At 56.4% G+C, this 24,409-nt stretch carries 20 protein-coding genes and 1 tRNA gene; 8 read left to right on the plus strand and 13 right to left on the minus strand.

Going from position 1 to position 24,409, the window contains the following annotated elements:
- Nucleotides 1–81: 81 nt before the first annotated feature.
- From uxaC to ACN28Q_RS00655, 4 genes are all read right to left on the minus strand, one after another.
- Nucleotides 82–1,497 carry a glucuronate isomerase gene (gene uxaC / locus ACN28Q_RS00640; RefSeq protein ID WP_095848857.1) on the minus strand — a complete coding sequence of 472 codons (1,416 nt, stop codon included), beginning with the start codon at nt 1,495–1,497 and terminating at the stop codon, nt 82–84.
- A 16-nt stretch (nt 1,498–1,513) separates the two neighbouring features.
- The gene (locus ACN28Q_RS00645) at nt 1,514–2,980 is read right to left on the minus strand and encodes a fructuronate reductase (RefSeq protein ID WP_095844561.1); all 1,467 of its coding nucleotides are present in this window, start codon (nt 2,978–2,980) and stop codon (nt 1,514–1,516) included.
- An 81-nt stretch (nt 2,981–3,061) separates the two neighbouring features.
- Nucleotides 3,062–4,246, minus strand: a complete 1,185-nt coding sequence (gene uxuA, locus ACN28Q_RS00650; RefSeq protein WP_095844562.1) for a mannonate dehydratase — start codon at nt 4,244–4,246, stop codon at nt 3,062–3,064.
- A 265-nt stretch (nt 4,247–4,511) separates the two neighbouring features.
- Nucleotides 4,512–5,582: a LacI family DNA-binding transcriptional regulator gene (locus ACN28Q_RS00655; RefSeq protein WP_095844563.1), complete on the minus strand. Its 1,071-nt coding sequence runs from the start codon at nt 5,580–5,582 to the stop codon at nt 4,512–4,514.
- Between the two features lie 339 nt (nt 5,583–5,921).
- Between ACN28Q_RS00655 and ACN28Q_RS00660 the strand changes: the two genes are divergently transcribed.
- The 3 genes from ACN28Q_RS00660 to ACN28Q_RS00670 all read left to right on the plus strand — a co-directional run bounded on the left by ACN28Q_RS00660 (nt 5,922) and on the right by ACN28Q_RS00670 (nt 9,919).
- Nucleotides 5,922–7,229 (plus strand): MFS transporter, encoded by a 1,308-nt coding sequence (locus tag ACN28Q_RS00660; RefSeq protein WP_095848858.1) that lies wholly within the window; start codon nt 5,922–5,924, stop codon nt 7,227–7,229.
- A 27-nt stretch (nt 7,230–7,256) separates the two neighbouring features.
- The gene (locus ACN28Q_RS00665) at nt 7,257–9,623 is read left to right on the plus strand and encodes a glycoside hydrolase family 31 protein (protein ID WP_095844564.1); all 2,367 of its coding nucleotides are present in this window, start codon (nt 7,257–7,259) and stop codon (nt 9,621–9,623) included.
- A gap of 206 nt (nt 9,624–9,829) precedes the next feature.
- Nucleotides 9,830–9,919, plus strand: a tRNA-Ser gene (locus ACN28Q_RS00670).
- Between the two features lie 43 nt (nt 9,920–9,962).
- Here the strand turns inward: ACN28Q_RS00670 and ACN28Q_RS00675 are convergent.
- Nucleotides 9,963–11,048 (minus strand): GGDEF domain-containing protein, encoded by a 1,086-nt coding sequence (locus ACN28Q_RS00675; RefSeq protein ID WP_095844565.1) that lies wholly within the window; start codon nt 11,046–11,048, stop codon nt 9,963–9,965.
- A gap of 670 nt (nt 11,049–11,718) precedes the next feature.
- Here ACN28Q_RS00675 and dauA point away from each other — a divergent pair.
- A complete protein-coding gene (gene dauA / locus ACN28Q_RS00680; RefSeq protein ID WP_095844566.1) occupies nt 11,719–13,407 on the plus strand; it encodes a C4-dicarboxylic acid transporter DauA in 1,689 nt (562 codons plus the stop codon).
- Between the two features lie 94 nt (nt 13,408–13,501).
- Here the strand turns inward: dauA and kdsA are convergent, their stop codons facing one another.
- The 7 genes from kdsA to cybB form a co-directional block, all read right to left on the minus strand.
- The gene (gene kdsA, locus ACN28Q_RS00685; RefSeq protein ID WP_095844567.1) at nt 13,502–14,356 is read right to left on the minus strand and encodes a 3-deoxy-8-phosphooctulonate synthase; all 855 of its coding nucleotides are present in this window, start codon (nt 14,354–14,356) and stop codon (nt 13,502–13,504) included.
- Between the two features lie 42 nt (nt 14,357–14,398).
- Nucleotides 14,399–15,208, minus strand: a complete 810-nt coding sequence (sirB1, locus tag ACN28Q_RS00690) for an invasion regulator SirB1 (protein ID WP_095844568.1) — start codon at nt 15,206–15,208, stop codon at nt 14,399–14,401.
- Entirely contained in the window at nt 15,205–15,603 is a 399-nt protein-coding gene (locus tag ACN28Q_RS00695) for a SirB2 family protein (protein WP_095844569.1), read from the minus strand. The genes sirB1 and ACN28Q_RS00695 overlap by 4 nt, the downstream gene beginning before the upstream one ends.
- Nucleotides 15,604–15,628: 25 nt before the next feature.
- Nucleotides 15,629–16,471, minus strand: coding sequence for a peptide chain release factor N(5)-glutamine methyltransferase (prmC, locus tag ACN28Q_RS00700; RefSeq protein ID WP_095844570.1), 843 nt, complete (start codon nt 16,469–16,471; stop codon nt 15,629–15,631).
- Nucleotides 16,471–17,556, minus strand: a complete 1,086-nt coding sequence (gene prfA, locus ACN28Q_RS00705) for a peptide chain release factor 1 (protein ID WP_095844571.1) — start codon at nt 17,554–17,556, stop codon at nt 16,471–16,473. Before prfA ends, prmC begins: the two co-directional genes overlap by 1 nt.
- Nucleotides 17,557–17,590: 34 nt before the next feature.
- Nucleotides 17,591–18,853 carry a glutamyl-tRNA reductase gene (gene hemA, locus ACN28Q_RS00710; protein ID WP_095844572.1) on the minus strand — a complete coding sequence of 421 codons (1,263 nt, stop codon included), beginning with the start codon at nt 18,851–18,853 and terminating at the stop codon, nt 17,591–17,593.
- A gap of 357 nt (nt 18,854–19,210) precedes the next feature.
- Nucleotides 19,211–19,750 (minus strand): cytochrome b561, encoded by a 540-nt coding sequence (gene cybB, locus ACN28Q_RS00715; RefSeq protein WP_095844573.1) that lies wholly within the window; start codon nt 19,748–19,750, stop codon nt 19,211–19,213.
- A gap of 308 nt (nt 19,751–20,058) precedes the next feature.
- On the opposite strand from cybB, the gene lolB reads away from it, so the two are divergent.
- The 3 genes from lolB (at nt 20,059) to prs (ending at nt 22,667) form a co-directional block, all read left to right on the plus strand.
- Complete coding sequence (gene lolB / locus ACN28Q_RS00720) at nt 20,059–20,682, plus strand: lipoprotein insertase outer membrane protein LolB (protein ID WP_095844574.1); 624 nt, start codon at nt 20,059–20,061, stop codon at nt 20,680–20,682.
- Entirely contained in the window at nt 20,679–21,539 is an 861-nt protein-coding gene (ispE, locus tag ACN28Q_RS00725) for a 4-(cytidine 5'-diphospho)-2-C-methyl-D-erythritol kinase (protein ID WP_095844575.1), read from the plus strand. The genes lolB and ispE overlap by 4 nt, the downstream gene beginning before the upstream one ends.
- Nucleotides 21,540–21,719: 180 nt before the next feature.
- On the plus strand, nt 21,720–22,667 hold the full coding sequence (gene prs / locus ACN28Q_RS00730; RefSeq protein WP_095844576.1) for a ribose-phosphate diphosphokinase: 948 nt from the start codon (nt 21,720–21,722) through the stop codon (nt 22,665–22,667).
- Nucleotides 22,668–22,836: 169 nt separating this feature from the next.
- Here prs and ychH read toward each other — a convergent pair whose 3' ends face one another.
- Entirely contained in the window at nt 22,837–23,115 is a 279-nt protein-coding gene (gene ychH, locus ACN28Q_RS00735) for a stress-induced protein YchH (protein ID WP_095844577.1), read from the minus strand.
- 332 nt (nt 23,116–23,447) lie between these two features.
- Here ychH and pth point away from each other — a divergent pair, with 332 nt between their 5' ends.
- Entirely contained in the window at nt 23,448–24,038 is a 591-nt protein-coding gene (gene pth, locus ACN28Q_RS00740) for an aminoacyl-tRNA hydrolase (RefSeq protein WP_095844578.1), read from the plus strand.
- Nucleotides 24,039–24,409 lie beyond the last annotated feature (371 nt).

Raw genomic sequence — 24,409 nt, forward strand, 5'->3', positions numbered from 1 at the left:
TATGGCACGATTGGTCTGCCAATTACAGGCGCACGGCCAGATTACGCCCACTGTTCCTGTGGGCGTGCAAACGTCTGGCGGTTAACCGGCGGGGGCAAAATAACGCGCCGCATTATTGAAGCAAACATTCTGAATCAGTTCGCCCAGCATCGCGCTATCGTCGGGGATCTCCCCCTCTTCCACCCACTGCCCAATCAGGTTGCAAAGGATGCGGCGGAAATATTCATGGCGGGTATAAGAAAGGAAGCTGCGTGAATCCGTCAGCATACCGACAAACAGGCTCAACAGCCCCATCTGCGACAGCTGTTCCAACTGGCGCAGCATGCCGTCTTTCTGATCGTTAAACCACCAGCCGGAGCCGAACTGCACCTTGCCAGCAATGCCTTCGCCCTGGAAGTTGCCCACCATCGTCGCCAGCACTTCGTTGTCGCGGGGGTTCAGGCAGTAGAGAATGGTTTTCGGCAGTTCATCCGTAACGTCCAGGCTGTCGAGCAGGCGCGCCAGCGGCCAGGCGATCGTGCCGTCGCCAATCGAATCAAAACCGCTGTCCGGCCCCAGCCGACGAAACATGCGCGTGTTGTTGTTGCGGATCGCCCCGATGTGCAGTTGCATTACCCAGCCGCGGGCAGCGTACTGGCGCCCCAGCCACACCAATACGGCGGTGGTAAACTGCGCGATTTCATCCTCACTCAAGCTCGCGCCGCCAAGGCGCTTGGCCAGAATAGCATCCAGGTGGCTATCGTCCGGCACCGGAGCAAAACGCAATTGTTCAATGCCATGATCGGCCGCTCGGCAGCCATGCGCCGTGAAGTGATCCAGGCGCTTGAGCAACGCGGCGCGCAAATCCTCAAACCGGCTGATGGCGATATCCGCCGCCTGCTCCAATCTGTGGATATAGTCGGCAAAGCCATCCAGTTCGATTTTAAACACTTTGTCCGGCCGCCAACTGGGCAAAACCTCAATATCAAACTGGCTATCGGCGGCGATCTGGCGGTGATAATCGAGCGAATCAACCGGATCGTCCGTGGTGCCCACCATGCGCACGTTCATTTGCCGCATGATGCCGCGCGCAGAGAACGCCGGCTCCGCCAGCCGTTCGTTGCACTGATGCCAAATGCGATCGGCCGTCTGCGGCCCGAACAGGGTATCGGTAATGCCGAACGGCCGCCGCAGCTCCAGGTGCGTCCAGTGATACAGCGGGTTGCCCAGCGTCATCGGCACCGTATTCGCCCAGGCGATGTATTTTTCATAATCGCTGGTTGCGTTGCCGGTTATCAGGGCTTCAGCCACACCGGCAGCGCGCAGTGCCCGCCATTTGTAGTGATCGCCGGCCAGCCAGATTTGCGCCAGGTTGTCGAAGCGGCGATCTTCAGCAATCTCCTGCGGGCTTAGATGGCAGTGATAGTCATAAATCGGCATGTCTGCCGCGATGTCGTGATACAACGCGCGGCCGGTGGCGTTTTTCAGCAGGAAATCTTCTGTCATAAACCGTGCCATAAGCTGTTCCTCGCGTTTAAAGGGCTTCAACGGCGGCACGCGCGCCGTCGCGCAATAACCGCTGATAGGCATCGGTGATTGCAGAGACAACCGCGTGGTTCTGCGATAAATCAGTACCGAAGATGCCTTCGATGGCCAGCAACGCCTTTACCCGCGCTGCCGGTTCAGCCTGCTGTTGATAAATGCGCTGATATTCACCCGCCAATGGATCGACCACTTCAATGGCCGCGCCCTGCTCGTCCAAGCCCCCGACATAACGCATCCAGGCGGCCACGCCCAGGATCAAATGCCGATAGCCGCCGCCGTTCGCCAAATGGATACGCAACGGATCCAGCATGCGCTGCGGCAGTTTTTGGCTGCCGTCCATCGCGATCTGCCAGGTACGGTGCCGCAGCGCCGGGTTGCTGAAGCGCTCAATCAACAGATGGGCGTATTTAACCAGGTCGGTACCTTCCGGCATGGCGAGCGTCGGGGCCTGCTCATCGAGCATCAAGGCCAGCGCGGCCTTGCGATACGCCGGGTTTGTCATAGTTTCCGCGATGGTTTCGTAACCCCCCAGGTAACCCAGATAGGCCAGGAACGAGTGGCTGCCGTTAAGCATGCGCAGCTTCATCATTTCGAACGGCACCACATCTTCGACAAACTGTGCGCCGACCGTGTCCCAGGCCGGCCGGCCGTTGACGAAGTTGTCTTCAATCACCCACTGGCGGAACGGCTCACAGGCGATAGCGCAGGGATCGTAAACACCCAACTGGCTGGCGATGGTTTGCAAGGCTTGCTCCGTGGCCGCCGGCACGATGCGATCGACCATGGTGCAGGGGAAACTCACCTGTTGCTCAATCCAGGCGGCCAGCGCCGGATCGCGCGCCTGCGCCAACCCCAGCACTGCGGCGCGCGCCACGTGCCCGTTTTCGCGCACGTTGTCGCACGACATCACGGTAAACGCTTTTTCCCCTTTCAGGCGGCGAATATTCAGGGCTTCGACAATATAGCCAATGGCGGATTTTGGTGTGGCGGGCTGACTCAGATCGTGTTGAATCAGCGGGTTGGCCAGATCCAGCTGGCCGTTGGCGGCGTTGGTGCAGTAGCCTTTCTCGGTCACGGTTAACGAAACGATGGCGGTTTCCGGGCGCGCCATCGCCTGCAGGATCCCTGCGCAACCATCGAATTCCGGATGCAGAGCCTCTTTCATGGAACCGATGATTTTCAATTCCGTGCTCTTTTCGCCGCATTCGGCCACGGTATACAGCAGCGCTTGCGCCTTCAGGTTGGCGATCAGTGTGGCATCGTTGCCCGGCATCAGGTTCACTTCACAAATGCCCCAATCGCTGTCGGAACTTTCTAGCAGATGGTGGGTGAACAACGCCTGATGGGCGCGATGGAACGCGCCGCACCCCAGATGAACAATGCGCGCCACCAGCCGCGATTTATCCCACCCAGGGCGGGCAACGGAAACCGGGCTATTGGCAAGATTTTTTTCCATGACGGACTCCTTTAAGTCCGCGGCCAGAAGTCAGGCCGCGGGGCGTGGGCTGCGGGGAGCCGCACGCCGTACCAAGCATCGTTAGTGGTTGAAATAAGCGCGGTGGATAGCCAGTTCCACCCCACGCACTTCCGCCAGCCCTTTCAAGCGGCCGATTGCCGAATAGCCCGGGTTGGTTTTCTTTTTAAGATCGTCGAGCATCTGGTGGCCGTGATCGGGGCGCATCGGGATCGGCTGCGTTTCGCCCAGCGCCTTGCGCCGGTGCTCTTCTTCGGCAATGGCCTTCACCACGTTGAACATGTCGACATCGCCATACAGATGCGCCGCCTCGTGGAAGCTGCGCGGGTTTTCTTCCCGTTTGGTGGCGCGCAGGTGCAGGAAATAAATACGCGGGCCAAAATGCTTGATCATCGCGACCAGATCGTTATCCGCGCGCACGCCATAGGAGCCGGTGCACATGGTGAAGCCATTGGCCGCGCTGGGTACCGTATCCGCCATCCACTGCATGTCTTCAGCCGTGGAGACAATGCGCGGCAAACCCAGGATCGGGCGCGGCGGATCGTCCGGGTGAACGGCCATACGGATGCCCACCTCTTCCGCGACCGGGATAATGGCGCGCAGAAAATAGGCAAAAAACTCACGCAGTTTCGCTTTATCGATCCCTTCATAACGCGCCAACTGCGCGCGGAATTGATCCAAGGTATAGCCCTCTTCGGCACCGGGCAGGCCGGCGATGATATTGCCGGTGAGCTGCGTTTTCTCCGCTTCGGACATGGCGGCGAAACGGGCCTGCGCCTGGGCAATTTCTTCGGCGGTGTAGTCGGCTTCTGCGCCGGGGCGCTGCAAGATGTGCAGCTCGAAAACGGCAAACGCGATCTGATCAAAACGCAGCGCTTTTGAACCGTCCGGCAGGCCGTATGCCAGATCGGTACGGGTCCAGTCGAGGATCGGCATGAAGTTGTAGCACACGATGCCAATGCCGCATTCGGCAAGGTTGCGCAGCGTTTGCTGGTAATTGGCGATCCAGCGCTCATACTGCCCGGACTGCGTCTTTATCTCTTCATGGATCGGCACGCTCTCTACCACGGCCCACTCCATCCCAGCCGCTTCCACCTCAGCCTTGCGCTTGCGGATCTCGTCCACCGGCCAGACTTCCCCGTTCGGGATATGGTGCAGCGCAGTGACAATGCCGGTGGCCCCTGCCTGCCGGGCATCGGCCAGGCTAACGGGATCGTTCGGTCCATACCAACGCCAGGTCTGCTTCATGCTGAATACCTCACAATAATGGTGATCGCCTTCCCTTTCTGATTGCGCCGCCGTTTGGCAGCCGGCAAAAAAGGGAGTTAACGGTGGCGGTTGCCCGGTACTATCCCCCGCCGTGGCCGGCGGACATTCGGATTGCAACATTGGTCAACCAATTTAGCGAAGATACTCAACCATTGAAAAATGTTAGTCAACCAAAATAACGCGGGCACCACGGTACGGCCGTCGCAACCCGCTTTATCTGTGACAAAGATCGCGTTTTAGCCACTTAGTCATACAACCCTTCTTCATTGACCGGGGTATGCGCGTGATCGGCTCGAATGCGCTTAACGGATTTCCCCACCGCCAGCGCGCCATGCAGCAACAGATTCCCGCTGGGCTGTGTGGGGCTGATAACGCGGCGCTGCAACATACGCACCGCTTCTTCCCCGAGTTCTTCACGCGGAACGTGCAGCGCGGTCAGCGGAATGTCATGAATCAGCGGTGAATTAAAGCCATCCATGCTCATCAGCGAGATATCCTGCGGCACGCGCAGCCCGGCATCCTGCAACGCCGCCGCCGCGCCGGCGGCGATAAAGTCGCCACCGGCCAACAGGGCCGTGGGCCGCTCCTCCTGCGGGCAGCCGCGCAAAAATTCGCTCACCGCCTGATAGCTTTCGGCGGCGCTGAACCCAGCGACCGGCAGCAGATGGCGCTGCTCGTCAAACGCCAGGTTATGGGCCTTCATCGCCGCTTTAATGCCCTGCAGCCGATGCTCCATGGTGTAGCGCCGCAGGCAAAGCAGGCTCAGGATGTGATGGTGCCCCAACTCATGCAAATAGCCGGCGGCCGCCTCGCCGATCGCCGGGTGATCCGGTGCCACGCTGGGTAAACGCATCTTGCGATCGCGGCAGTTAATCAGCACACAGGGCTTGCCCAAATCGGCCGCCAACGCATGGATGTAGCTGTCGTCGATGCCAATCATCAGTACCGCTTCCGTCTGCGGATCGCGCGTTTTCTCCATAAATAGCGCCGCGTCGCTGTCGTACTCTTCTAACGCGCAATAGCGCACCCGCACCTCATAGGAACGCAGCGCGGTGAGGATCCCCTGGATCACCTGGTAGTAAAAAACGTCGGTGCGCGCATCAAAAGCCCGCGCCGGCGCAAAAATCATCACCCCATTCAGCAGCAGCCGGCCATCAGCCAATTCATCCAATACGCCCAGTTGCCGCGCGCAGGCCAATACCTTGCTTCTGGCCTTGTCGCTGGAATTGGCTTTGCCTGACAACACGCGGGAAACGGTACTGATCGAAAGCCCAGTTTGCAGGGCGATCTCTTTGATTTTTAACTTTCCGTTCATTTTGTGATCCAGTTCAAGTTTGAAAATGACAAAGTTTTCACGGCAAAAAAACTACGGTAATAAGCATTTCCCGCTCTTTTCCACACCGCCGCAGTCTGCCATGAAAAAACTTGCAAAAAAGTGCGTATCACCACGTTTTCAACTCATCTACTCTGAATTGGTAAACCAATTTACATAACTGGTATTTCAATTAGGGCCATCTAATTGACTGAATCTAGAGATAAAAAAAGATGCGCCACAGTGCCGGCTCTGTAGCGATTAAGGATCATCACGCAGCCAAATACGGTGGGTTCCAATGCCAGGGCCACCATTCAGCGGCTAGAAAATGAGGATATGACGGTGAATCTCAATATTGATAATGCTGCGGTTACAACGCAGGAAAAACGCAAAATCAGCAACTTACGTTGGTGGATACTGAGCCTTTTCCTGCTGGGGGTAACGGTAAACTATATTACGCGTAACTCACTGGGCATTCTGGCCCCGGAGCTGAAAGACAGCCTGGGGATGACAACTGAACAATACTCCTGGGTGGTGGGCGCCTTTCAATTGGCCTATACCCTTTTTCAACCGCTGTGTGGTTGGCTGATCGATGTTATCGGGCTCAAGCTCGGCTTTCTGATTTGCGCCAGTATCTGGGCGCTGATGTGTATGCTGCATGCCGGCGCCGGCAGTTGGTTCCAACTGGCCGTGCTGCGCTTCTTTATGGGCGCAGCTGAAGCCGCAGCGACACCGGCCAACGCCAAAACCCTGGGCGACTGGTTCCCGAAAAAAGAGCGCCCGATTGCCGCTGGCTGGGCCGGCGTCGGCTTTTCCATCGGCGCCATGCTGGCTCCGCCGATTATCGTGGTCGCGCATATCAACTTTGGCTGGCAAGGCGCCTTCCTGTTCTCCGGCCTGCTGGCCATGTGCTGGGTGGTCTTGTGGTGGCTGTTCTACCACAGCCCGGAAAAGCACCCCAACCTGAGCCGCCGCGAACTGGAATACATCAAACAGGATAACGAACCGGAACCGGTCAAACTCCCCTTTTTCACCGCGTTGAAGACGGTATGCAAAAACAAACGTTTTTACGGCATCGCCATTCCCGCCTTTATGGCAGAACCGGCCTGGGCGGTACTCAGCTTCTGGGTACCGCTGTATCTGGCCAACGAACGCGGTATGGATCTTAAACAGATCGCCATGTTCGCCTGGCTGCCGTTCCTGGCCGCCGATCTGGGCAGCGTCGCCAGCGGTTATTTAACTCGGCTGTACGGCAGATTTTTCAATGGATCACGGGTTAACTCGATTGTCGCCAGTTCGGTGACCGGCGCATTTTTGATGATTTCCCTGGCGCTGGTGGCGCTCACCCGCGATCCCTACATCACCATTTTGCTGATCTCCATTGGCGGCTTTGGCCACCAGGTGATCTCCTGCATGCTCAGCGCCCTGGTGGTGGAATCCTTTGATAAGGGCCAAATGGCGACGGTGAACGGCATGCGCGGCTCCTTTGCCTGGATTGCCAGCTTCCTGTTCTCGCTGCTGATCGGGCTGACGGCCGATACCATCGGCTATAACCCGCTATTTATCGCGATGGGGTTCTTTGACTTGATCGGCGCCGTGTTCCTGATCGCCTTCATCGCCGAGCGCCGCAGCAAAGCGCGCAACGTTTAATTGTCTGAGTTGTTGGGGTAATCGTTTATGAAAATGTTGAAACACTGGGTACTGAATCAGCACACCGCCGAGTTTGCCGAACTGAAAGTGGATGGGCAGCACCTGTTCCGTATTTACGTGCTGGAAGCGGATATGTTCCGTGTGCTGATCAAACGCCAGGGCGAACTGGCGCTGGATCGCACCTGGAGCATCGCACCGCAGCAGGATGTTCCCTGGGAGGGGCGCCCACGTGAAAGCTGCGCAGGGTTCAGCCTGCCGGGCTTTGAACTGGAACCGTTGGGCAATGAATTGCGCCTGAGCAGTGAAAAACTGCGCGTCACCCTACACCAGCCGCTGTGGCTGGAGTGGGAATATCGCGATCAACAAGGTATATGGCAACCGCTGGCCGCCGATCGGCCCACCAGCGCCTATCTACTCAACCCGTTTGGCGACGGTGTGGAACACTACCAGCGCCGCTACCCGCAGGAGCGCTATTATGGGCTGGGGGAAAAGGCCGGGGATCTTAACCGCGCCGGCCGCCGCTTTGAGTTCCGTAACCTGGACGCCATGGGCTACAACGCGGCCAGTACCGATCCGCTTTACAAGCATGTGCCCTTTACCATTACCCGGCGCGGCGAGGTCAGCTTTGGCCTGTTTTACGATAACCTGAGCACCACACGGCTTGATCTGGGCAACGAGTTGGACAACTATCATCAGCCCTACCGACGCTACCACGCCGAAGCCGGCGATCTGGATTACTATTTGTTCCTCGGCACGCGGGTACTGGATGTCACCAAGACCTTCGTGCGCCTGACGGGCAAAACGCTGTTTGGCCCCAAATGGAGCCTGGGCTACAGCGGCTCTACCATGCACTATACTGACGCGCCCGATGCACAGCAGCAGTTGATGAAATTCATTGCGCTGTGCCAACAGCATGATATTCCCTGCGATTCCTTTCAGCTTTCTTCCGGTTATACCTCGATCAACGATAAGCGTTACGTGTTCAACTGGAATTACGACAAAGTGCCGCAGCCGAAGGTGATGAGCCAGGCGTTCCATGATGCGGGGTTGAAACTGGCGGCCAACATCAAGCCCTGCCTGCTGCAGGATCACCCGATGTATCCGCAGGTCGCCGAGCAAAACCTGTTCATCCGCGATTCGCAAAACGCCGCGCCGGAGCGTTCGTGTTTTTGGGATGACGAAGGCTCACATCTTGACTTCACCAACCCGGCAACGGTGGCCTGGTGGCAAGACAATGTCACACAGCAACTGCTGGCCATGGGCATCGACTCCACCTGGAACGACAACAACGAATATGAAGTGTGGGACAGCGAAGCACGCTGCCACGGTTTCGGCAAGGAGATTGCCATCAAGCACATCCGCCCGGTGATGCCGTTGCTGATGATGCGCGCTTCGATGGAAGCGCAGCAGCGTTTTGCGCCGGAAAAACGCCCCTATCTGATCTCCCGTTCCGGCTGTGCTGGCATGCAACGTTACGTGCAAACCTGGAGCGGCGATAACCGCACCAGTTGGCAAACCCTACGCTACAACACTCGCATGGGCGTCGGTATGAGCCTTTCCGGTTTATACAACGTGGGCCATGACGTCGGCGGCTTCTCTGGCGACAAGCCCGATGCCGAACTGTTTGTTCGCTGGGTGCAAAATGGCGTCATGCACCCGCGCTTTACCATCCACTCCTGGAATGACGATCATACCGTCAATGAGCCCTGGATGTACCCGGCCGTCACGCCGGCTATCCGCGCGGCTATTGCGTTGCGCTACCGCATGCTGCCCTATTTCTATACCCTGCTGTGGCAGGCCAGCCATGATGACGAACCGATGCTGCGCCCCACCTTCCTGGATCACGAAAGTGACGACGTCACTTTTAATGAAACCGATGACTTTATGCTGGGGCGGGATCTGCTGGTGGCCAGCGTGGTCGAACCGGGCCAACGCCAGCGCGCGGTATACCTGCCGCGCAATGCGTCTGGCTGGTACGATTTTCACAGCGGCACGTGGTTCAGCGGTGGGCAAACCATCACGCTCGACGCACCGCTTGAGCGGCTGCCGCTGCTGGTCAGAGCCGGCGCGATGCTGCCGCTCTCCGGGCGCATTGCGCATGTTGAACACCGGGCTGACGATCGCCGCGAGATGCTGCTGTTCCCGCCGATGGGGAAAGGCCAGGACAACGGCCTGCTGTTTGAAGACGACGGCGAATCCAACGGCTGGCAACAGGGTGACGCGCTGTGGCTGCGTTGGCAAATCACCAGTGACAATCAACGCATTGATGTACAGTTAGAGGCGGAAGGCAATTACCAGCCGGCATGGCGCACGCTCGACGTTCGGCTGCCGGCCAGCGAGCAGCGCACGCTGTATATCAACGGGCAACAGCAATCCCGTTGGCAGCGAGAGTAAACCTCTTATTGGGTGATACCGCCCCCCCGGCAAGGTGCCCGCCGGGGGGGGTACGCGTTACGGTGGAGGAATCGCTCGTGAAACCAACAAATTGCTGCAACTTTAGCTAAACGCGCACGGATTTGCGTGAAGAGTGTTGACGCTGGGATCAGTTTCTCCTACATTAGCGCCCGTCGAGAGCGGCCAGGCCGCTGCGGCAACAATATGGTGAGGTGTCCGAGTGGCTGAAGGAGCACGCCTGGAAAGTGTGTATACGCGAAAGCGTATCGAGGGTTCGAACCCCTCCCTCACCGCCATATTCAAAGAGAAAGCCTGAACGCAAGTTCAGGCTTTTTTGTATCAACTGACCAACTCTGAAAGCTGCATCAGCCGGCTGCACGCCACGTTGTTTTTGCCGGCGTGTTTCGCCCGGTACAAGGCTTCATCGGCAATTTCGACCGCTTTATCTATCCCCATCCCCGGCAGATACAGCGAAGCGCCAATCGATAAGGTGATACAGATCTCTTCGCCTTCCGCAACGATAAACAGCGTATCCTGAACGTCCTGGCGGATGCGTTCCGCCACCGCGTTAACCACTTTGGGATCGTGGCTGGCGGTGATCACAATAAACTCTTCCCCACCATAGCGGCCGACAAAGTCTTCATTACGCACCCCATCCTGCAGCAGCCGCGCCACGCTGGCCAGCAGCATGTCGCCCGAGACATGGCCGTAGGTATCATTCACCGTTTTGAAATTGTCGAGATCGATAATCAGCATCCCGCAGGGCTTGCGCTGGGCGTGTTGCAGCATCATCTTGTAATCTACGCTGGCGCGGTTATTGATATAGGTCAGGCTGTCCAGGGTTGCTTTGTCGCGCATGGCAAAAAAGGTTTGGATATAGCGCTCTTTAAAGCTCAGCGCATGGTAACAAACCGCCAGGAAAAGCAACGAAACCGCCTGATACAGCAAAATGTCCAGCCACTGTACGGCGACATCAACCTCATTGCTGACCACCGCGATACGATACAGCGCAATCAGGCCAATCGTGGTGTAAAAAACGCGGTTCGATCTTTTCAGCCACACCTGCGTTAATAGCAACAGCGTAAGAATGAAAGCGGTAAACAGGTTATCCACGGTCAAACCGCCGGTGAAAGCGGCACAGAGCAAGAAAGCGACCAGCCCGCTTAATCCCCCACCGAAAAACACCACCAGGATCATCGGCAACGCGGCAAAACTGTAATAAATGCTGGCGCTAAAAAACTGCCGATGCTGGCTAAGTACGATCATCGCCACGCCGGCAAAGATGCCGAACAACACGCGGCGCCACCACTCCGACTGGTAGGAAAACGGGGCTTTATTACTTAACGCAAAATAACTGACCGACAATGTGGCACAGGTAATACACACATCCCTATATAAAGAAGGTATCAATACATCATAAATCATAAGCTCTCGGTTGGCCCCACGGATATAACGTTGTGCTTTGTGATTGTTGTCGTAGCATCTCTGTGTTCCGAGCGCGCTATCGCCCCATTGATCTTGGGGCGTTAAGCCAGGTAATAAGTCAGCAGCGCAACGTTATTACCTGGCGAATTTGCTATAGGCAGCGTTCAGGATAGCCGTTATTCGGCAGGATAGCAGGGAAAGCCGCATAAATATTGACGATACGTTGCAATAAAAACGTATGCCCCTTACCCATCTAGCGCCTGTGGCATACCGCCGCAGCGGCCTTGCCGCCCAGATAACATAGCCGCGCGAAAAAACAAAAGTATGACGGCCTGCAATCCAAACGCGTGCCCGGCGATCCGCCTGACGCCTGGGCTGTTCCACAGCCCGCCGCAAGTGGCATGCACTTTCTCGGCTTATCCCACCCAACGGCGTGTTAACCCACAAAAGCAGAGGTAACAAAATAGTTACCTGCCGCAATCCCATGCTGGCTATAGCCCCAAAAAAAATAGCGAATTCCAAAAGTGGCGAAAATCTTATTTCGCATACCAATTGACATACATCTAGAAATCACTAGTTAGAAAGGCGTATGCTGATAGGCAGCTATTCGAGACGGACCTCAGCTGGCCCGCCATTCCGTTCTCTTTTCCAGACTTGGTTTGCACCTCAGATGAAAACGCACGAAATAAACGACATTCGTCCCTTCAGCGCATTAATAGATGCCTGCTGGCGGGAATCCTATTCTCTGAATCGCTTATTAAAAGATGCCATTGCCGGCGTTACCGTCGGTATTATCGCCATCCCATTGGCTATGGCGCTGGCGATTGCCAGTGGCGTCCCTCCACAATACGGCCTGTATACTTCCGCCATCGCAGGGATTGTGATTGCGGTTATCGGCGGCTCACGCTTTAGCGTTTCCGGCCCCACCGCCGCCTTTGTGGTGATCCTGTTCCCGGTATCGCAACAATTTGGCCTTTCGGGCCTGTTGATTGCCACGCTGCTTTCCGGGGTGTTTTTGGTGATCATGGGCCTGGCGCGCTTTGGCCGGCTGATTGAATACATTCCGCTGTCGGTCACGCTGGGCTTTACTTCCGGTATCGCCATCACCATTGCGACAATGCAGATTAAAGACTTCTTTGGCCTGCAATTGACCGCCCTGCCGGAAAACTATATCGGCAAGGTCTATGCGTTATTGCACGCCCTGCCCACGCTGGATTACGGCGATACGCTGATTGGCGTGGTGACGTTAGCGGTCCTGATTTACTGGCCCAAGCTGGGCCTGCGCGTTCCCGGCCACCTGCCTGCCTTGCTGGCAGGTACGGCGGTGATGGGCGTACTGGCGATGTTTGACCACCACGTCGCCACCATCGGTTCACGCTTTAGCTATATTCTGGCCGATGGCACCCACGGCCAGGGCATTCCACCTATCCTGCCGCAGTTGGTTCTGCCATGGGACATCCCCGGCGCCGATGGCAAACACATGGCGTTGAGCTGGCAGACAGTTTCTGCCCTGCTGCCGGCAGCATTCTCGATGGCGGTGCTTGGCGCGATCGAATCCCTGCTGTGCGCCGTGGTGCTCGACGGCATGACCGGCAAAAAACACAACTCCAACACCGAACTGCTCGGCCAGGGCATCGGTAATATCATCGCGCCGTTTTTTGGCGGCATCACGGCCACTGCGGCTATCGCCCGTTCGGCCGCCAACGTGCGCGCCGGCGCGACATCGCCGATTTCTGCCGTTATCCACGCCTTATTGGTGCTGCTGGCGCTGCTGGTGCTGGCTCCGTGGCTCTCCTACCTACCGCTGGCAGCCATGGCTTCCTTGCTGCTGATCGTGGCCTGGAACATGAGTGAAGCGCATAAGGTGGTTTATCTGCTACGCCGTGCGCCGAAAGATGACATCCTGGTCATGTTGCTGTGCCTGACGCTGACCGTGCTGTTCGATATGGTGATCGCGATTACGGTGGGGATTGTGTTGGCATCGCTGCTGTTTATGCGCCGCATTGCACGGATGACGCGCCTGAGCACGATCAGCGAAGAACATCACCGCCTGGTGTTGCGCGTCAATGGGCCGCTGTTCTTCGCCGCTGCCGAACGCATCTTCAACGAACTGCTGACACGCAGCGAAAGCTACAACCAGATAGTCCTGCAGTGGGATGCAGTGCCAGTGCTGGATGCCGGCGGCCTGCAGGCATTGCAACGCTTCATCGAAACGCTGCCTGACGGGAAACAGCTGGTTATTACCGACATTCCTTTCCAGCCGCTCAAAACGCTGGCGCGTGCGCGCGTTCAACCGATTGAAGGGAAACTGGCTTTTTATGCCACGCTGCCGGAAGCCCTAAACGCATTAGATCAGTAAACGCGGCCCGCCTGGGCGGGTGATAGCCCAACAGCAAAAAGCCCGGCGCAGATTAACCTGCACCGGGCTTTTTATCGCCGGATTTAAAACGGACTTAGTTGCTGGTATCCAACTCTGGGAAACTCTTCACTAGGTCATCAATCGCTTTCATTTGCACCAGGAACGGCTCCAGTTTGTCCAGCGGCAGTGCCGATGGGCCATCACATTTGGCGCTGTTCGGCTCCGGATGTGCTTCGATAAACAGCCCCGCCAGGCCAACCGCCATCCCGGCACGGGCCAGTTCAGCCACCTGCGCGCGGCGGCCGCCAGAGGCAGCACCGAACGGATCGCGCGTTTGCAGGGCGTGAGTCACGTCGAAAATCACCGGGTGGCCACCGCTGACATTTTTCATCACGTTAATGCCCAGCATGTCGACAACCAGGTTGTCATAGCCAAAGTTGCTGCCGCGATCGCACAGGATGATTTGATCGTTACCGCCTTCCTTGAATTTCTCAACGATATTGCCCATTTGCCCTGGGCTGACGAACTGCGGTTTTTTCACGTTGATCACCGCGCCGGTTTTCGCCATCGCTTCAACCAGATCGGTCTGCCGCGCCAAAAATGCCGGCAGTTGGATCACATCCACCACTTCGGCCACTGGCTGCGCCTGAGCCGGTTCATGGACGTCGGTGATCACTTTCACGCCAAAGGCCTTTTTGATCTCTTCAAAAATACGCATCCCCTCTTCCAGCCCCGGGCCGCGGTAGGAGTGGATGGAAGAGCGGTTGGCCTTGTCAAACGAGGCTTTGAAAACGTATGGAATACCCAGTTTTTGCGTTACGGTGACATAGTGTTCGCAGATGCGCATCGCCAAATCGCGCGATTCCAGCACATTCATACCGCCAAACAGTACAAACGGCAAATCGTTCGCTACGTTGATGTCACCAATGCTAACCACTTTCTGTTTCATGCAGGCACCTATGTGTAAGGGGTAAGGATAAAGGGGTTGTCTTCAGTGCAAAGTAACCTGTTTCGGCTCAATCGCGTGGATTTGCACTTTGATCACTTCGCTGACCGGATCTTCCGGGCACTGTTCAACAAAATAGTTAAGATCGGAAATGGCGGCGTGGTTGCAATCCAACTGGGCAAAAATCAGGCCGCGATCGCGGATTTCGTAGGGATCGTCCGGATCAAAACACAGCACCGTTTGGCTGGCGCGCAGCGCCATTTCCATCTGTTTTTCTTCCATCAGGGCCGCTTTCAGCGTATCAAGCATCTTGCGCACCACCATAATATTCTCGGATTCGTCCAGATCGTCGTCTTCAAGCTCCGCGCCCAACCCCAGATTGCCCTTGATCCACACTTCGAGCGTATGCTCGCTGAGCGTTTCACCGTTCAACGGGTTGATCAGCCACATTTCGTCATCCAGCCAATCGGCGCGCATGATCAGTTGAGTGGGGAAAATCACCGGCATCAGCGGCAAATCAAGCTGGTGGGCAATGTGCAGGAAAATCGTCCCCAGCGATACCGGTGTGCCCTGCCGGGCTTCAAGCACCTTATCGAGCCAGATGGCATCGGACAAACGATACACGCCGCTGGCCCCACCGAAACCCCATGTTTTATAGAACAGTGCAATCAGCGCATCCATCTGCTGTTCCTGGCTCAGGTGTTCCGGGATCGCCACACGCGCCTCTTCCACCAGTTGCTGTAGCCTGCGCTGCACTTCCGCGGTGGGGAAATCCTGCCGTATGGCTTGCGAAACCAGGATGACGCCATCACTCAACGGTGAAGCGTTAAATTCAAAATCAGCGATGCTACTCATAGGTATCCCATCAGAAACGGTATCTTCGTCGTGGCCAGTTTAATAATAAGGTACAAACAGCCCAGGGCCAGTATAAATGCCACGGTGCGCACATTCTGGCTCTTTGTTCTTCTGCCTAACGCGATATAACCAAGCAAGATATAGATAATAACGCCAAACAGCTTCTCGGTCAGCCATGAGTCCATGCCTAACAGCGGATAAAATTTAAACGTGATCACCAGTGAGATACCGCTGATAAACAGCACGGTATCATTAATATGCGGCGCAATCTTTACCCAGCGCTTGCTGCTCATCGCCGAGCCACGCCACTGCCAGACAAAACGCAACACGAACAGGGTGATGCTGATCGCCACCGTGAGCAAATGGAGATGTTTCAATACCATGTATGCAGTCATTCATTGCTCCCTGATAGAATTAGAATTATTTCCCGCTGCCGGCCCACTGGCCTAACGTGACGCGTTCATTGCCGCCATAGTCCCGATGGGTAGCCACTGCGCCAAAACCCGCGGCCAGCAACAGTTCACGCACCGGCTCCCCCTGCTGCCAACCGTGCTCCAGCAAAAGCCAGCCCTGCGGCAACAGGTAGCCTGGGGCCTGGCGCACGATGGCGGCCAGATCGGCCAGCCCCTGCTCCGGCGCCACCAGCGCGCTGCTGGGCTCAAAGCGCACATCGCCCTGTGCCAGGTGCGGATCGGCCGCATCAATATACGGAGGGTTGCTGGCGATCAGCGCAAAACGCTGGCCGCTGACCGGAGCAAACCAACTGCCCTGCAGGAAAGTGGCGTTCGCGATCGCCAATTTACGCGCATTATGCTGGGCCAGCGCCACCGCAGCGGGTTGCAGATCAACGCCGGTAATCGCACAGTCTTTGCGCTCGCAGGCTAACGCCAGCGCAATTGCGCCAGTGCCGGTGCCCAGATCGAGCAGAGGGCAAGGGGATGATGGCAAGCACGCCAGCGCCAACTCAACCAGGCATTCGGTATCCGGGCGCGGGATCAGGGTGGCGGGTGAAACAGACAGCGGCAACGACCAGAACTCGCGTTCGCCAACCAGATAGGCCACCGGCTCGCCGCGCTCGCGCCGCGCCAGCAGCGTTTCCAACTGTTCAAGCTGTTGCGCCGTTAATAACGTTTCGCCAAAGGCAAACAGGAAGGTTCTGGCGCGGCCGGTCACAAAGCCCAGCAGAATTTCCGCATCACGCTTAGCGCTGCCGCTTTGCGCCAGCCGGGCCGCCGCCGCCCGCAGCCAGGACTGATAATCCATTATTCGGGCTCGGCGGCGAGCGCAGCAAGCTGATCGGCCTGGTATTCCTGCACAATCGGCTGGATCAGCATATCGAGCTTGCCTTCCATCACCTCATCAAGGCGGTAAAGCGTGAGGTTGATGCGGTGATCGGTGACCCGCCCCTGCGGGAAGTTATAGGTGCGGTTGCGATCGGAACGATCGCCGCTGCCCAGCAGGTTGCGGCGGGTCGACGCCTCTTCTTGATGGCGCTTGGCCATTTCCGCCGCACGGATGCGCGCACCCAGCACCGACATCGCTTTGGCTTTGTTCTTGTGCTGCGAACGCTCGTCCTGACACTCGACGACAATACCGGTCGGCAAGTGGGTAATGCGGATCGCAGAATCGGTGGTGTTAACGTGCTGGCCGCCCGCGCCCGAGGAACGGAAGGTGTCGATCTTCAAATCACCCGGGTTGATTTCCGGCAATTCGGCTTCCGGCACTTCCGGCATCACCGCAACCGTGCAGGCAGAGGTGTGGATACGGCCCTGCGATTCCGTTTCCGGCACACGCTGCACGCGGTGGCCGCCGGATTCAAACTTCAGTTGGCCGTACACCCCGTCGCCGGAGACTTTGGCGATCACTTCTTTATAACCGCCGTGTTCGCCTTCGCTGGCGCTCATGATCTCCACCCGCCAGCGGCGCGCTTCCGCATAGCGGCTGTACATGCGGAACAGATCGCCGGCAAACAACGCGGCCTCATCGCCGCCGGTGCCGGCGCGCACTTCCAGGAAGCAACCGCGCTCATCATCGGGATCCTTCGGCAGCAGCAGCACTTGCAGCTCTTGCTCCAGCGTTTCGCTGGCCGCTTTGGCCTGCTTAAGTTCTTCCTGCGCCATCTCGCGCATTTCCAGATCGTCCAGCATCATTTCGGCCGTTGCCAGATCGTCCTGAACCTGGCGCCATTCAAGGAAACAGCGGCTCACATCGGTCAGTTGCGCATACTCACGCGACAGCGCGCGAAAACGTTCCTGATCGGCGATCACGCCGGCATCGCCAAGCAAAGCCTGAACTTCTTCATGGCGTTCTTGTAACGCTTCCAGTTTGGCAACAATAGAAGGCTTCATGCGTGGTATTAAACCTTGTTAATAATAAAGAAAACTAATGCTGATCCAGCCCAAGGCTGTCGCGTAAAATTTGCAACCGCTCCACATCGCCGTCAATAGCGGCCTGCTGGAGGGATTTGGTAGGGGCATGAATAAGGCGGTTGGTCAGTTTATAGGCCAGTTCGTGAATAACCTGCTCGACGCTCGCGCCCTGGGCAATCGCGGCCAGCGCTTTTGCCTCCATTTCCGTGCGGATGTGATCGGCCTGGGAACGGTAGTCACGGATGGTCTCCACCGCGCCTTGCGAGCGCAGCCAAGCCATAAAGTTGGAGCTTTCCTGCTGAACGATGGTTTCAGCCTGCACCGCGGCGGCTTTGCGCTGCGCCAGGTTGTTCTGAATAATGGCCTGCAGATCGTCAACGCTGTAGAGGTAGGCGTTGGCCAGCTTGCCGGCTTCCGGTTCGATGTCGCGCGGCACGGCGATATCCACCAGCAGCATCGGCTGGTTGCGGCGCGCTTTCAGCGCCCGCTCCACCATGCCCTTGCCGATAATCGGCAGCGGGCTGGCGGTGGAACTGATGACAATATCCGCATCGGCCAGGCGTTCGTCGATTTCCGGCAGCGTGATCACTTCGCCGCCCACCTCTTCCGCCAGCTGCTGCGCCCGTTCACGGGTACGGTTGGCAATAATCATATGCTGAACTTTATGCTCCCGCAGGTGGCGCGCCACCAGTTCGATGGTTTCACCCGCGCCGACCAGCAAGACGTTCAACTCGGCCAGGGATTCGAAGATCTGCCGTGCCAGGGTGCAGGCCGCAAAGGCCACCGACACCGCGCTGGCGCCGATCTCGGTTTCGGTGCGTATGCGTTTGGCGACAGAAAACGATTTTTGAAACAGCCGCTCCAGCTCACCGGAAAGCGACTGCCCGCGTTGGGAATCGGCGAAGGCTTTTTTCACCTGGCCAAGAATTTGAGGTTCGCCCAGCACCAGAGAGTCCAGGCCGCTGGCGACGCGCATCAAATGGCTGACGGCGTCATTGCCGTGGTGCCAGTACAGGCTTTTACGCACGTCTTCCGGGCGCAACTGATGATATTCGCACAGCCAGGCCACCAGTTGCTCGTGGATATGTTCCTGTTGCTCAACGCTAAGGTAGAGCTCCGTGCGGTTACAGGTAGACAACACAACACCGCCCTGCACCAACGGCTGTTGGAGCAGGCTATTTAGCGCTTTTTCGATTGACTCTGAGGAGAAGGCAACACGTTCTCGTAGAGAAACCGGAGCGGTCTTGTGATTAATACCTAACGCGAGCAGGCTCATTGCTTCGAGTAATACTTATCTTGGTACGGGTTCTCGTTGAACGGCATTCTACTTGATGAGCTGGATCAATTAAAGTAACAACCGCATATTCCGTTCAATCACTGGCATAGGCCACAGTAATCAAAAATTACCGATTAATATCAACGCAGTATGAAATTACGCCTGCGGCGCCTGAAATTTATCCGGCATCTGAAATTCAGACGCTAACATAGCCATATATCAATAGGTTACATATGGTTTTTGTGGAGCATTAATCGCCCAAATAAAAGTGACGCCGTCACAAAACGCCAAAATACGCCCCCTAAAGGGAAACGGCGGTGCGCCCCACGCAACGGCAAGGGCACACGACTGCCGGCGTCAATCCCTCTTGCGAAACGGCATCATGCGCAGCAAGGTGTTGTCTTTGACAAGATAGTGGTGGAACAAGGCCGCCGCCGCATGTAAGCCGATCAGCCAATACCCCAGATTCGCCAGCGTTTTATGCCAGCCGATAACCGCACGGGCAGCGCCCCTGTCGGCCGGCTCGGCAAACGGCATTGGGATACCAAACAGGAACCATTCCCTGCCGCCGATATAACGGGAATAGACGCCCAAAATCGGCAGCGTGAACAACAGCAGATAAATCAAAATATGGGCCGTGCTGGCCGCGGCGGCTTGCCATTTCGGCGGAGGAGGGACAATCGCCGGGGTGGGATAACGGTGGCGCAGGATCAGACGGAAGATCATCAGAAAGAAAACCACCACCCCGCAGCTAAAATGGGTGACGACCAAAACATACCATGGCCCGGTGCCAATCTCTGCCATGGTGCGCAATTCGATGGTCGCGCAGGTGATCACTAGCAGGATAAACACCCACCAATGCAGGCGAATCTGTACCGGTGCATATCGGTTTTCCACTATTCCACCTATTTTCTGTGCGTAAAGAAATTATGGCCTGATAGTAACCAAATGTTACAGCGAAAGAAAGCGGCAAAAATCGCTGCGCGCCCATGCTGGCTTGCTACGGTCACAGCATTACCACAAAATTAAGACAGCAGGATGTTATGGCGCCATGCAATGCAGCGTAAGGTGATTGTGTTACCCTAGAGGCAGCCCCGCCGCTGGGGCAGCACGTTGCCCTTATGAGCACCTTTGGTGATCTGTTATTGACGCTGCACATTCCCTCTTTACGTGGGCGCAGCAAGGAAAAAGGACGATAAAACGTTATGCCAATTCGCAAAGTCAATTTGCTTCGCCTAATCCCGCTGGCCAGCCTGGTGCTGGCGGCCTGTACCACCACCAAACCCAGCGGGCCGGCGACCAGCCCTACCTCCCCGCAATGGCGCGCCCATGAGCAGGCGGTACAGCAAATCAGTCAATACCAAACTCGTGGTGCTTTCGCCTATCTTTCCGATGAAAAACGGCAGTACGCGCGCTTTTTCCTGCAGCAGTTCTCACCTGAGCGCTATCGCCTGCTGCTCACGACCCCGGTTGGCAGCAGCGTGCTGGAACTGAATGTGCAGCAAAACGTGGTGCAGCTCACCGACAGCAACGGCAAACGCTACGTGGGCGACAACGCCGAAGAGATGATCCGCAAACTTTCCGGTATGACGATCCCGCTGGACAACTTGCGCCAATGGATGCTGGGCTTGCCGGGCGACGCGACCGATTTCACGTTGGACAGCCAGTATCGGCTCAGCAAGCTGACCTACCGCCAGGGCGATCAAAGCTGGGTTGTGGACTATCAGGACTACAACTCCGAGGTTCAGCCCTCGCTGCCGGGCCGCCTGGAGCTGCAACAGGGGAACCAACGCATCAAGCTGAAAATGGATAACTGGACACTCAAATGATTCACCGCTGGCCTTCTCCGGCAAAATTAAACCTGTTTCTTTATATCACCGGCCGTCGCCCCGACGGTTATCACCTGTTGCAAACGCTGTTTCAGTTTCTGGACTACGGCGACACCCTGACCATCGAACCACGTGCCGATCAACAAATTCGTTTGCTCACGCCGGTTGTCGGCGTGCCGGATGAACAGAACCTGATTGTGCGTGCCGCCCGCCTGCTACAGCAACATTGCCGTGAACAGGCGATCGCCACCGCAGCGTGCGGCGCGGATATCAGCATTGAAAAAGTGCTGCCGATGGGCGGTGGCCTGGGCGGCGGCTCATCCAATGCGGCGACGGTGCTGGTGGCGCTCAACGCGCTGTGGCAATGTGGGTTGAGTGAGGATCAACTGGCGCAAATGGGGCAGGCGCTCGGTGCTGACGTGCCGGTCTTTGTGCGCGGCCATGCCGCCTTTGCCGAAGGCATTGGCGAGCAACTGCAGCCAGCCGAACCCGCGGAAAAATGGTATCTGGTCGCCCACCCTGGCGTCAGTATCCCCACGCCGGTTATCTTCGGCGACGCCGATTTAACCAGAGATACGCCGGCCCGGCCACTTGAGGCGTTATTGCAGGCTCCGTACGCAAATGATTGCGAACCGATCGCAAGAAAACGTTTTCGCGAGGTTGAACAGCTTCTTTCTTGGCTGTTACAATACGCGCCGTCGCGCCTGACGGGTACAGGCGCTTGTGTATTTGCCGAGTTCGATACCGAGTGCGCTGCCCGTAAGGTGTTAAATCAAGCCCCGGCGTGGTTGCGTGGTTTTGTAGCGCGTGGTGTCAACATTTCCCCGCTGCATCGCACCCTTTCCGGGCAACGATGAACCGTAGCCCAACGTTGCGCTGCGCAAGGCTAGCCCCATATAGCCCTGTAATCACTGCGCTGCCTGCGGTTTCATGCAGTTTTACATACCCGTATGCATATTGCGCCGGCGTCGCTAACAGCCCCTTAGCGAAGGCCGTATGACAATATCTTCTCTGGACGCAAGCCTGAGGTTCTTCTCGTGCCTGATATGAAGCTTTTTGCTGGTAACGCCATCCCCGAACTAGCACAACGTATTGCCAACCGTTTGTACACCAGCCTTGGTGACGCCGCTGTAGGTCGTTTTAGCGACGGCGAAGTGAGCGTGCAAATCAACGAAAACGTACGCGGCGGTGATATTTTCATCATCCAGTCCACCTGCGCACCCACCAATGACAACCTGATGGAGTTGGTTGTTATGGTCGATGCCCTGCGCCGCGCCTCCGCAGGGCGAATTACCGCCGTTATCCCTTACTTCGGCTACGCGCGCCAGGATCGCCGTGTGCGTTCGGCACGTGTGCCAATCACCGCCAAAGTGGTTGCCGATTTCCTCTCTAGCGTAGGCGTCGACCGTGTTCTGACGGTTGATCTGCACGCCGAGCAGATTCAAGGCTTCTTTGATGTGCCGGTCGATAACGTGTTTGGTAGCCCTATCCTGCTGGAAGACATGCTGCAACAGGATCTGGAAAACCCGATCGTGGTTTCACCGGATATCGGCGGGGTTGTGCGCGCCCGCGCTATCGCCAAACTGCTCAACGATACCGACATGGCCATCATCGATAAACGCCGCCCACGCGCAAACGTTTCTCAGGTGATGCACATTATTGGTGACGTTGCAGGCCGCGATTGCGTGCTGGTGGATGACATGATTGATACCGGCGGCACCCTGTGCAAAGCGGCCGAGGCGTTGAAAGATCGTGGCGCCAAACGCGTGTTTGCCTACGCAACGCACCCGATCTTCTCTGGCAGCGCCGTGGACAACATCAAAAACTCGGTGATTGATGAAGTGATTGTTTGTGACACCATTCCGCTGTCACCGGAAATCAAAGCGCTGAAAAACGTCCGTACCCTGACCCTCTCCGGCATGCTGGCTGAAGCTATCCGCCGCATCAGCAACGAAGAGTCAATTTCTGCCATGTTCGAGCATTAATCGTAACCGGGCATGGCCGCATGCCATACCCGGTTATCGCGTAATCCTGCGGCAGAAAAGCAAAACCCGTTGACGCCCTGCATCAACGGGTTTTCTGTTTTTCATCATCAGCCCAAGCCTCACGCCCGGATTAGTGGAAAAACGCGGTGCCCCACCCTTTCACTTACGCTTAATGCGAAGCGCGGTGCTGGTTATCCCGGCAGCGTTTGTCAAAGTGTTTGACCCACCAATAGCGATCGGCAACCCGTTCATGACCACTCACCCTGGCGCCGACCAACCACAGCAAGGCGCCAACAAAAATACTCAGAACCGCGCCATGTGAGAAAAACTGCGGCAGATTGAATTGGGAGACCTCGGCAATAATCGAATACCCGACGCCGCCAATCATCACTACCAGGCCAAGCCCCATGAGGATATTGCCAAACCGGTCTGCATTTTTACGTTTCATATGTCACCTCCATCGAGTCACATATTTCATCAGCAAAGTGGGATGAATGATTAATCCTGTTTGATGAGTTGAGTATAGGAAACTTATCGGCGGCGTTGTTGCGTTAACGATCACATAATGGCAATAAACACTGACAAATCTTTACGTAAACAGCGTATTAATCACCACAGGGTGCAAAAGCAGCGCAAAATGATCATCAGGCCCAGCGCTATTTTGGTAGCGAAATTATTAACAATGTTAATTAAATGATCTATTGCGCCGGCCTTTTGTCATTCCGGACGCGGGAAGGTAGACTACTTATCTTTCTCTATCCCAGCTAAAGTGAATTTTCAGTGAGCAGTATCAAATTAATTGTCGGCCTGGCTAACCCAGGCGCTGAATATGCCCAAACGCGGCACAATGCCGGGGCGTGGTATGTTGATCTCCTGGCCGGGCGCCATAACCAGGCGCTGAAAGAAGAGAGCAAATTCTTCGGCTATACCGCCCGCCTGAACCTGGCCGGCAACGATGTGCGCCTGCTGGTGCCAACCACCTTCATGAACCTAAGCGGCAAGGCCGTCGCTGCGATGGCGACGTTTTACCGCATTGCGCCCGATGAAATCCTGGTGGCGCATGACGAACTGGACCTGCCGCCTGGCGTTGCCAAATTGAAACTGGGGGGCGGCAATGGCGGCCATAACGGCCTTAAAGATATCCAGAGCAAGCTGGGCAATAACCCCAATTTCTATCGTTTGCGGATCGGTATCGGCCACCCGGGCGACAGAAATAAAGTCGTGGGTTTTGTGCTGGGCAAACCGCCGGCAACCGAGCAGGCCCTCATCGATGAAGCGATTGATGAATCCTTGCGTTGTACCGAGCTGTTGTTGCAAGAAGGCATGACAAAAGCGATGAATCGCCTTCATACTTTCAAAGCCGGCAGCTAAACGCCGGGCCGATGGAGTGAAGCCCAAGGATGGGCCGAGTAATAAAGCCAATACACCTGCTGCTTAAAGTAGGACAGGTATACCTCTATTTTATTATGCTGTTGCCAAAAAAATTGCGCTTATAACGCGCCTTGCCATGCACAATAATCCTCCGTTTGCGAACAAGGCGCGCATGTTTATTGAATGCAAATATTGAAGTAAAGATTAATAGCAATAATATAGCCAACACGTGAATTCCATTCACAACATGTATTTAATGAGCCGCACTTTATCTGAAAATAAAAAGACAAACAATTAATTTAAACATCAATAAAAATCGCTATTTCATCAAAGCAATATAAACAGGAAATATATCATTCAGCAAATGAATT

Origin of the sequence: Gibbsiella quercinecans (assembly GCF_002291425.1) — a bacterium.
Lineage (GTDB): Bacteria > Pseudomonadota > Gammaproteobacteria > Enterobacterales > Enterobacteriaceae > Gibbsiella > Gibbsiella quercinecans.

Excerpts from the sequence above, each read along its gene's own strand:
- lolB (WP_095844574.1), top strand. The coding sequence starts at position 20,059 with ATGCCAATTCGCAAAGTCAATTTGCTTCGCCTAATCCCGCTGGCCAGC.
- kdsA (WP_095844567.1), bottom strand. The coding sequence starts at position 14,356 with ATGAAACAGAAAGTGGTTAGCATTGGTGACATCAACGTAGCGAACGAT.
- prfA (WP_095844571.1), bottom strand. The coding sequence starts at position 17,556 with ATGAAGCCTTCTATTGTTGCCAAACTGGAAGCGTTACAAGAACGCCAT.
- ychH (WP_095844577.1), bottom strand. The coding sequence starts at position 23,115 with ATGAAACGTAAAAATGCAGACCGGTTTGGCAATATCCTCATGGGGCTT.
- ACN28Q_RS00655 (WP_095844563.1), bottom strand. The coding sequence starts at position 5,582 with ATGAACGGAAAGTTAAAAATCAAAGAGATCGCCCTGCAAACTGGGCTT.
- ACN28Q_RS00675 (WP_095844565.1), bottom strand. The coding sequence starts at position 11,048 with ATGATTTATGATGTATTGATACCTTCTTTATATAGGGATGTGTGTATT.
- dauA (WP_095844566.1), top strand. The coding sequence starts at position 11,719 with ATGAAAACGCACGAAATAAACGACATTCGTCCCTTCAGCGCATTAATA.
- prmC (WP_095844570.1), bottom strand. The coding sequence starts at position 16,471 with ATGGATTATCAGTCCTGGCTGCGGGCGGCGGCGGCCCGGCTGGCGCAA.
- ACN28Q_RS00695 (WP_095844569.1), bottom strand. The coding sequence starts at position 15,603 with ATGACTGCATACATGGTATTGAAACATCTCCATTTGCTCACGGTGGCG.
- uxuA (WP_095844562.1), bottom strand. The coding sequence starts at position 4,246 with ATGAAGCAGACCTGGCGTTGGTATGGACCGAACGATCCCGTTAGCCTG.
- hemA (WP_095844572.1), bottom strand. The coding sequence starts at position 18,853 with ATGAGCCTGCTCGCGTTAGGTATTAATCACAAGACCGCTCCGGTTTCT.
- sirB1 (WP_095844568.1), bottom strand. The coding sequence starts at position 15,208 with ATGAGTAGCATCGCTGATTTTGAATTTAACGCTTCACCGTTGAGTGAT.
- uxaC (WP_095848857.1), bottom strand. The coding sequence starts at position 1,497 with ATGGCACGGTTTATGACAGAAGATTTCCTGCTGAAAAACGCCACCGGC.
- ACN28Q_RS00665 (WP_095844564.1), top strand. The coding sequence starts at position 7,257 with ATGAAAATGTTGAAACACTGGGTACTGAATCAGCACACCGCCGAGTTT.
- ispE (WP_095844575.1), top strand. The coding sequence starts at position 20,679 with ATGATTCACCGCTGGCCTTCTCCGGCAAAATTAAACCTGTTTCTTTAT.
- ACN28Q_RS00645 (WP_095844561.1), bottom strand. The coding sequence starts at position 2,980 with ATGGAAAAAAATCTTGCCAATAGCCCGGTTTCCGTTGCCCGCCCTGGG.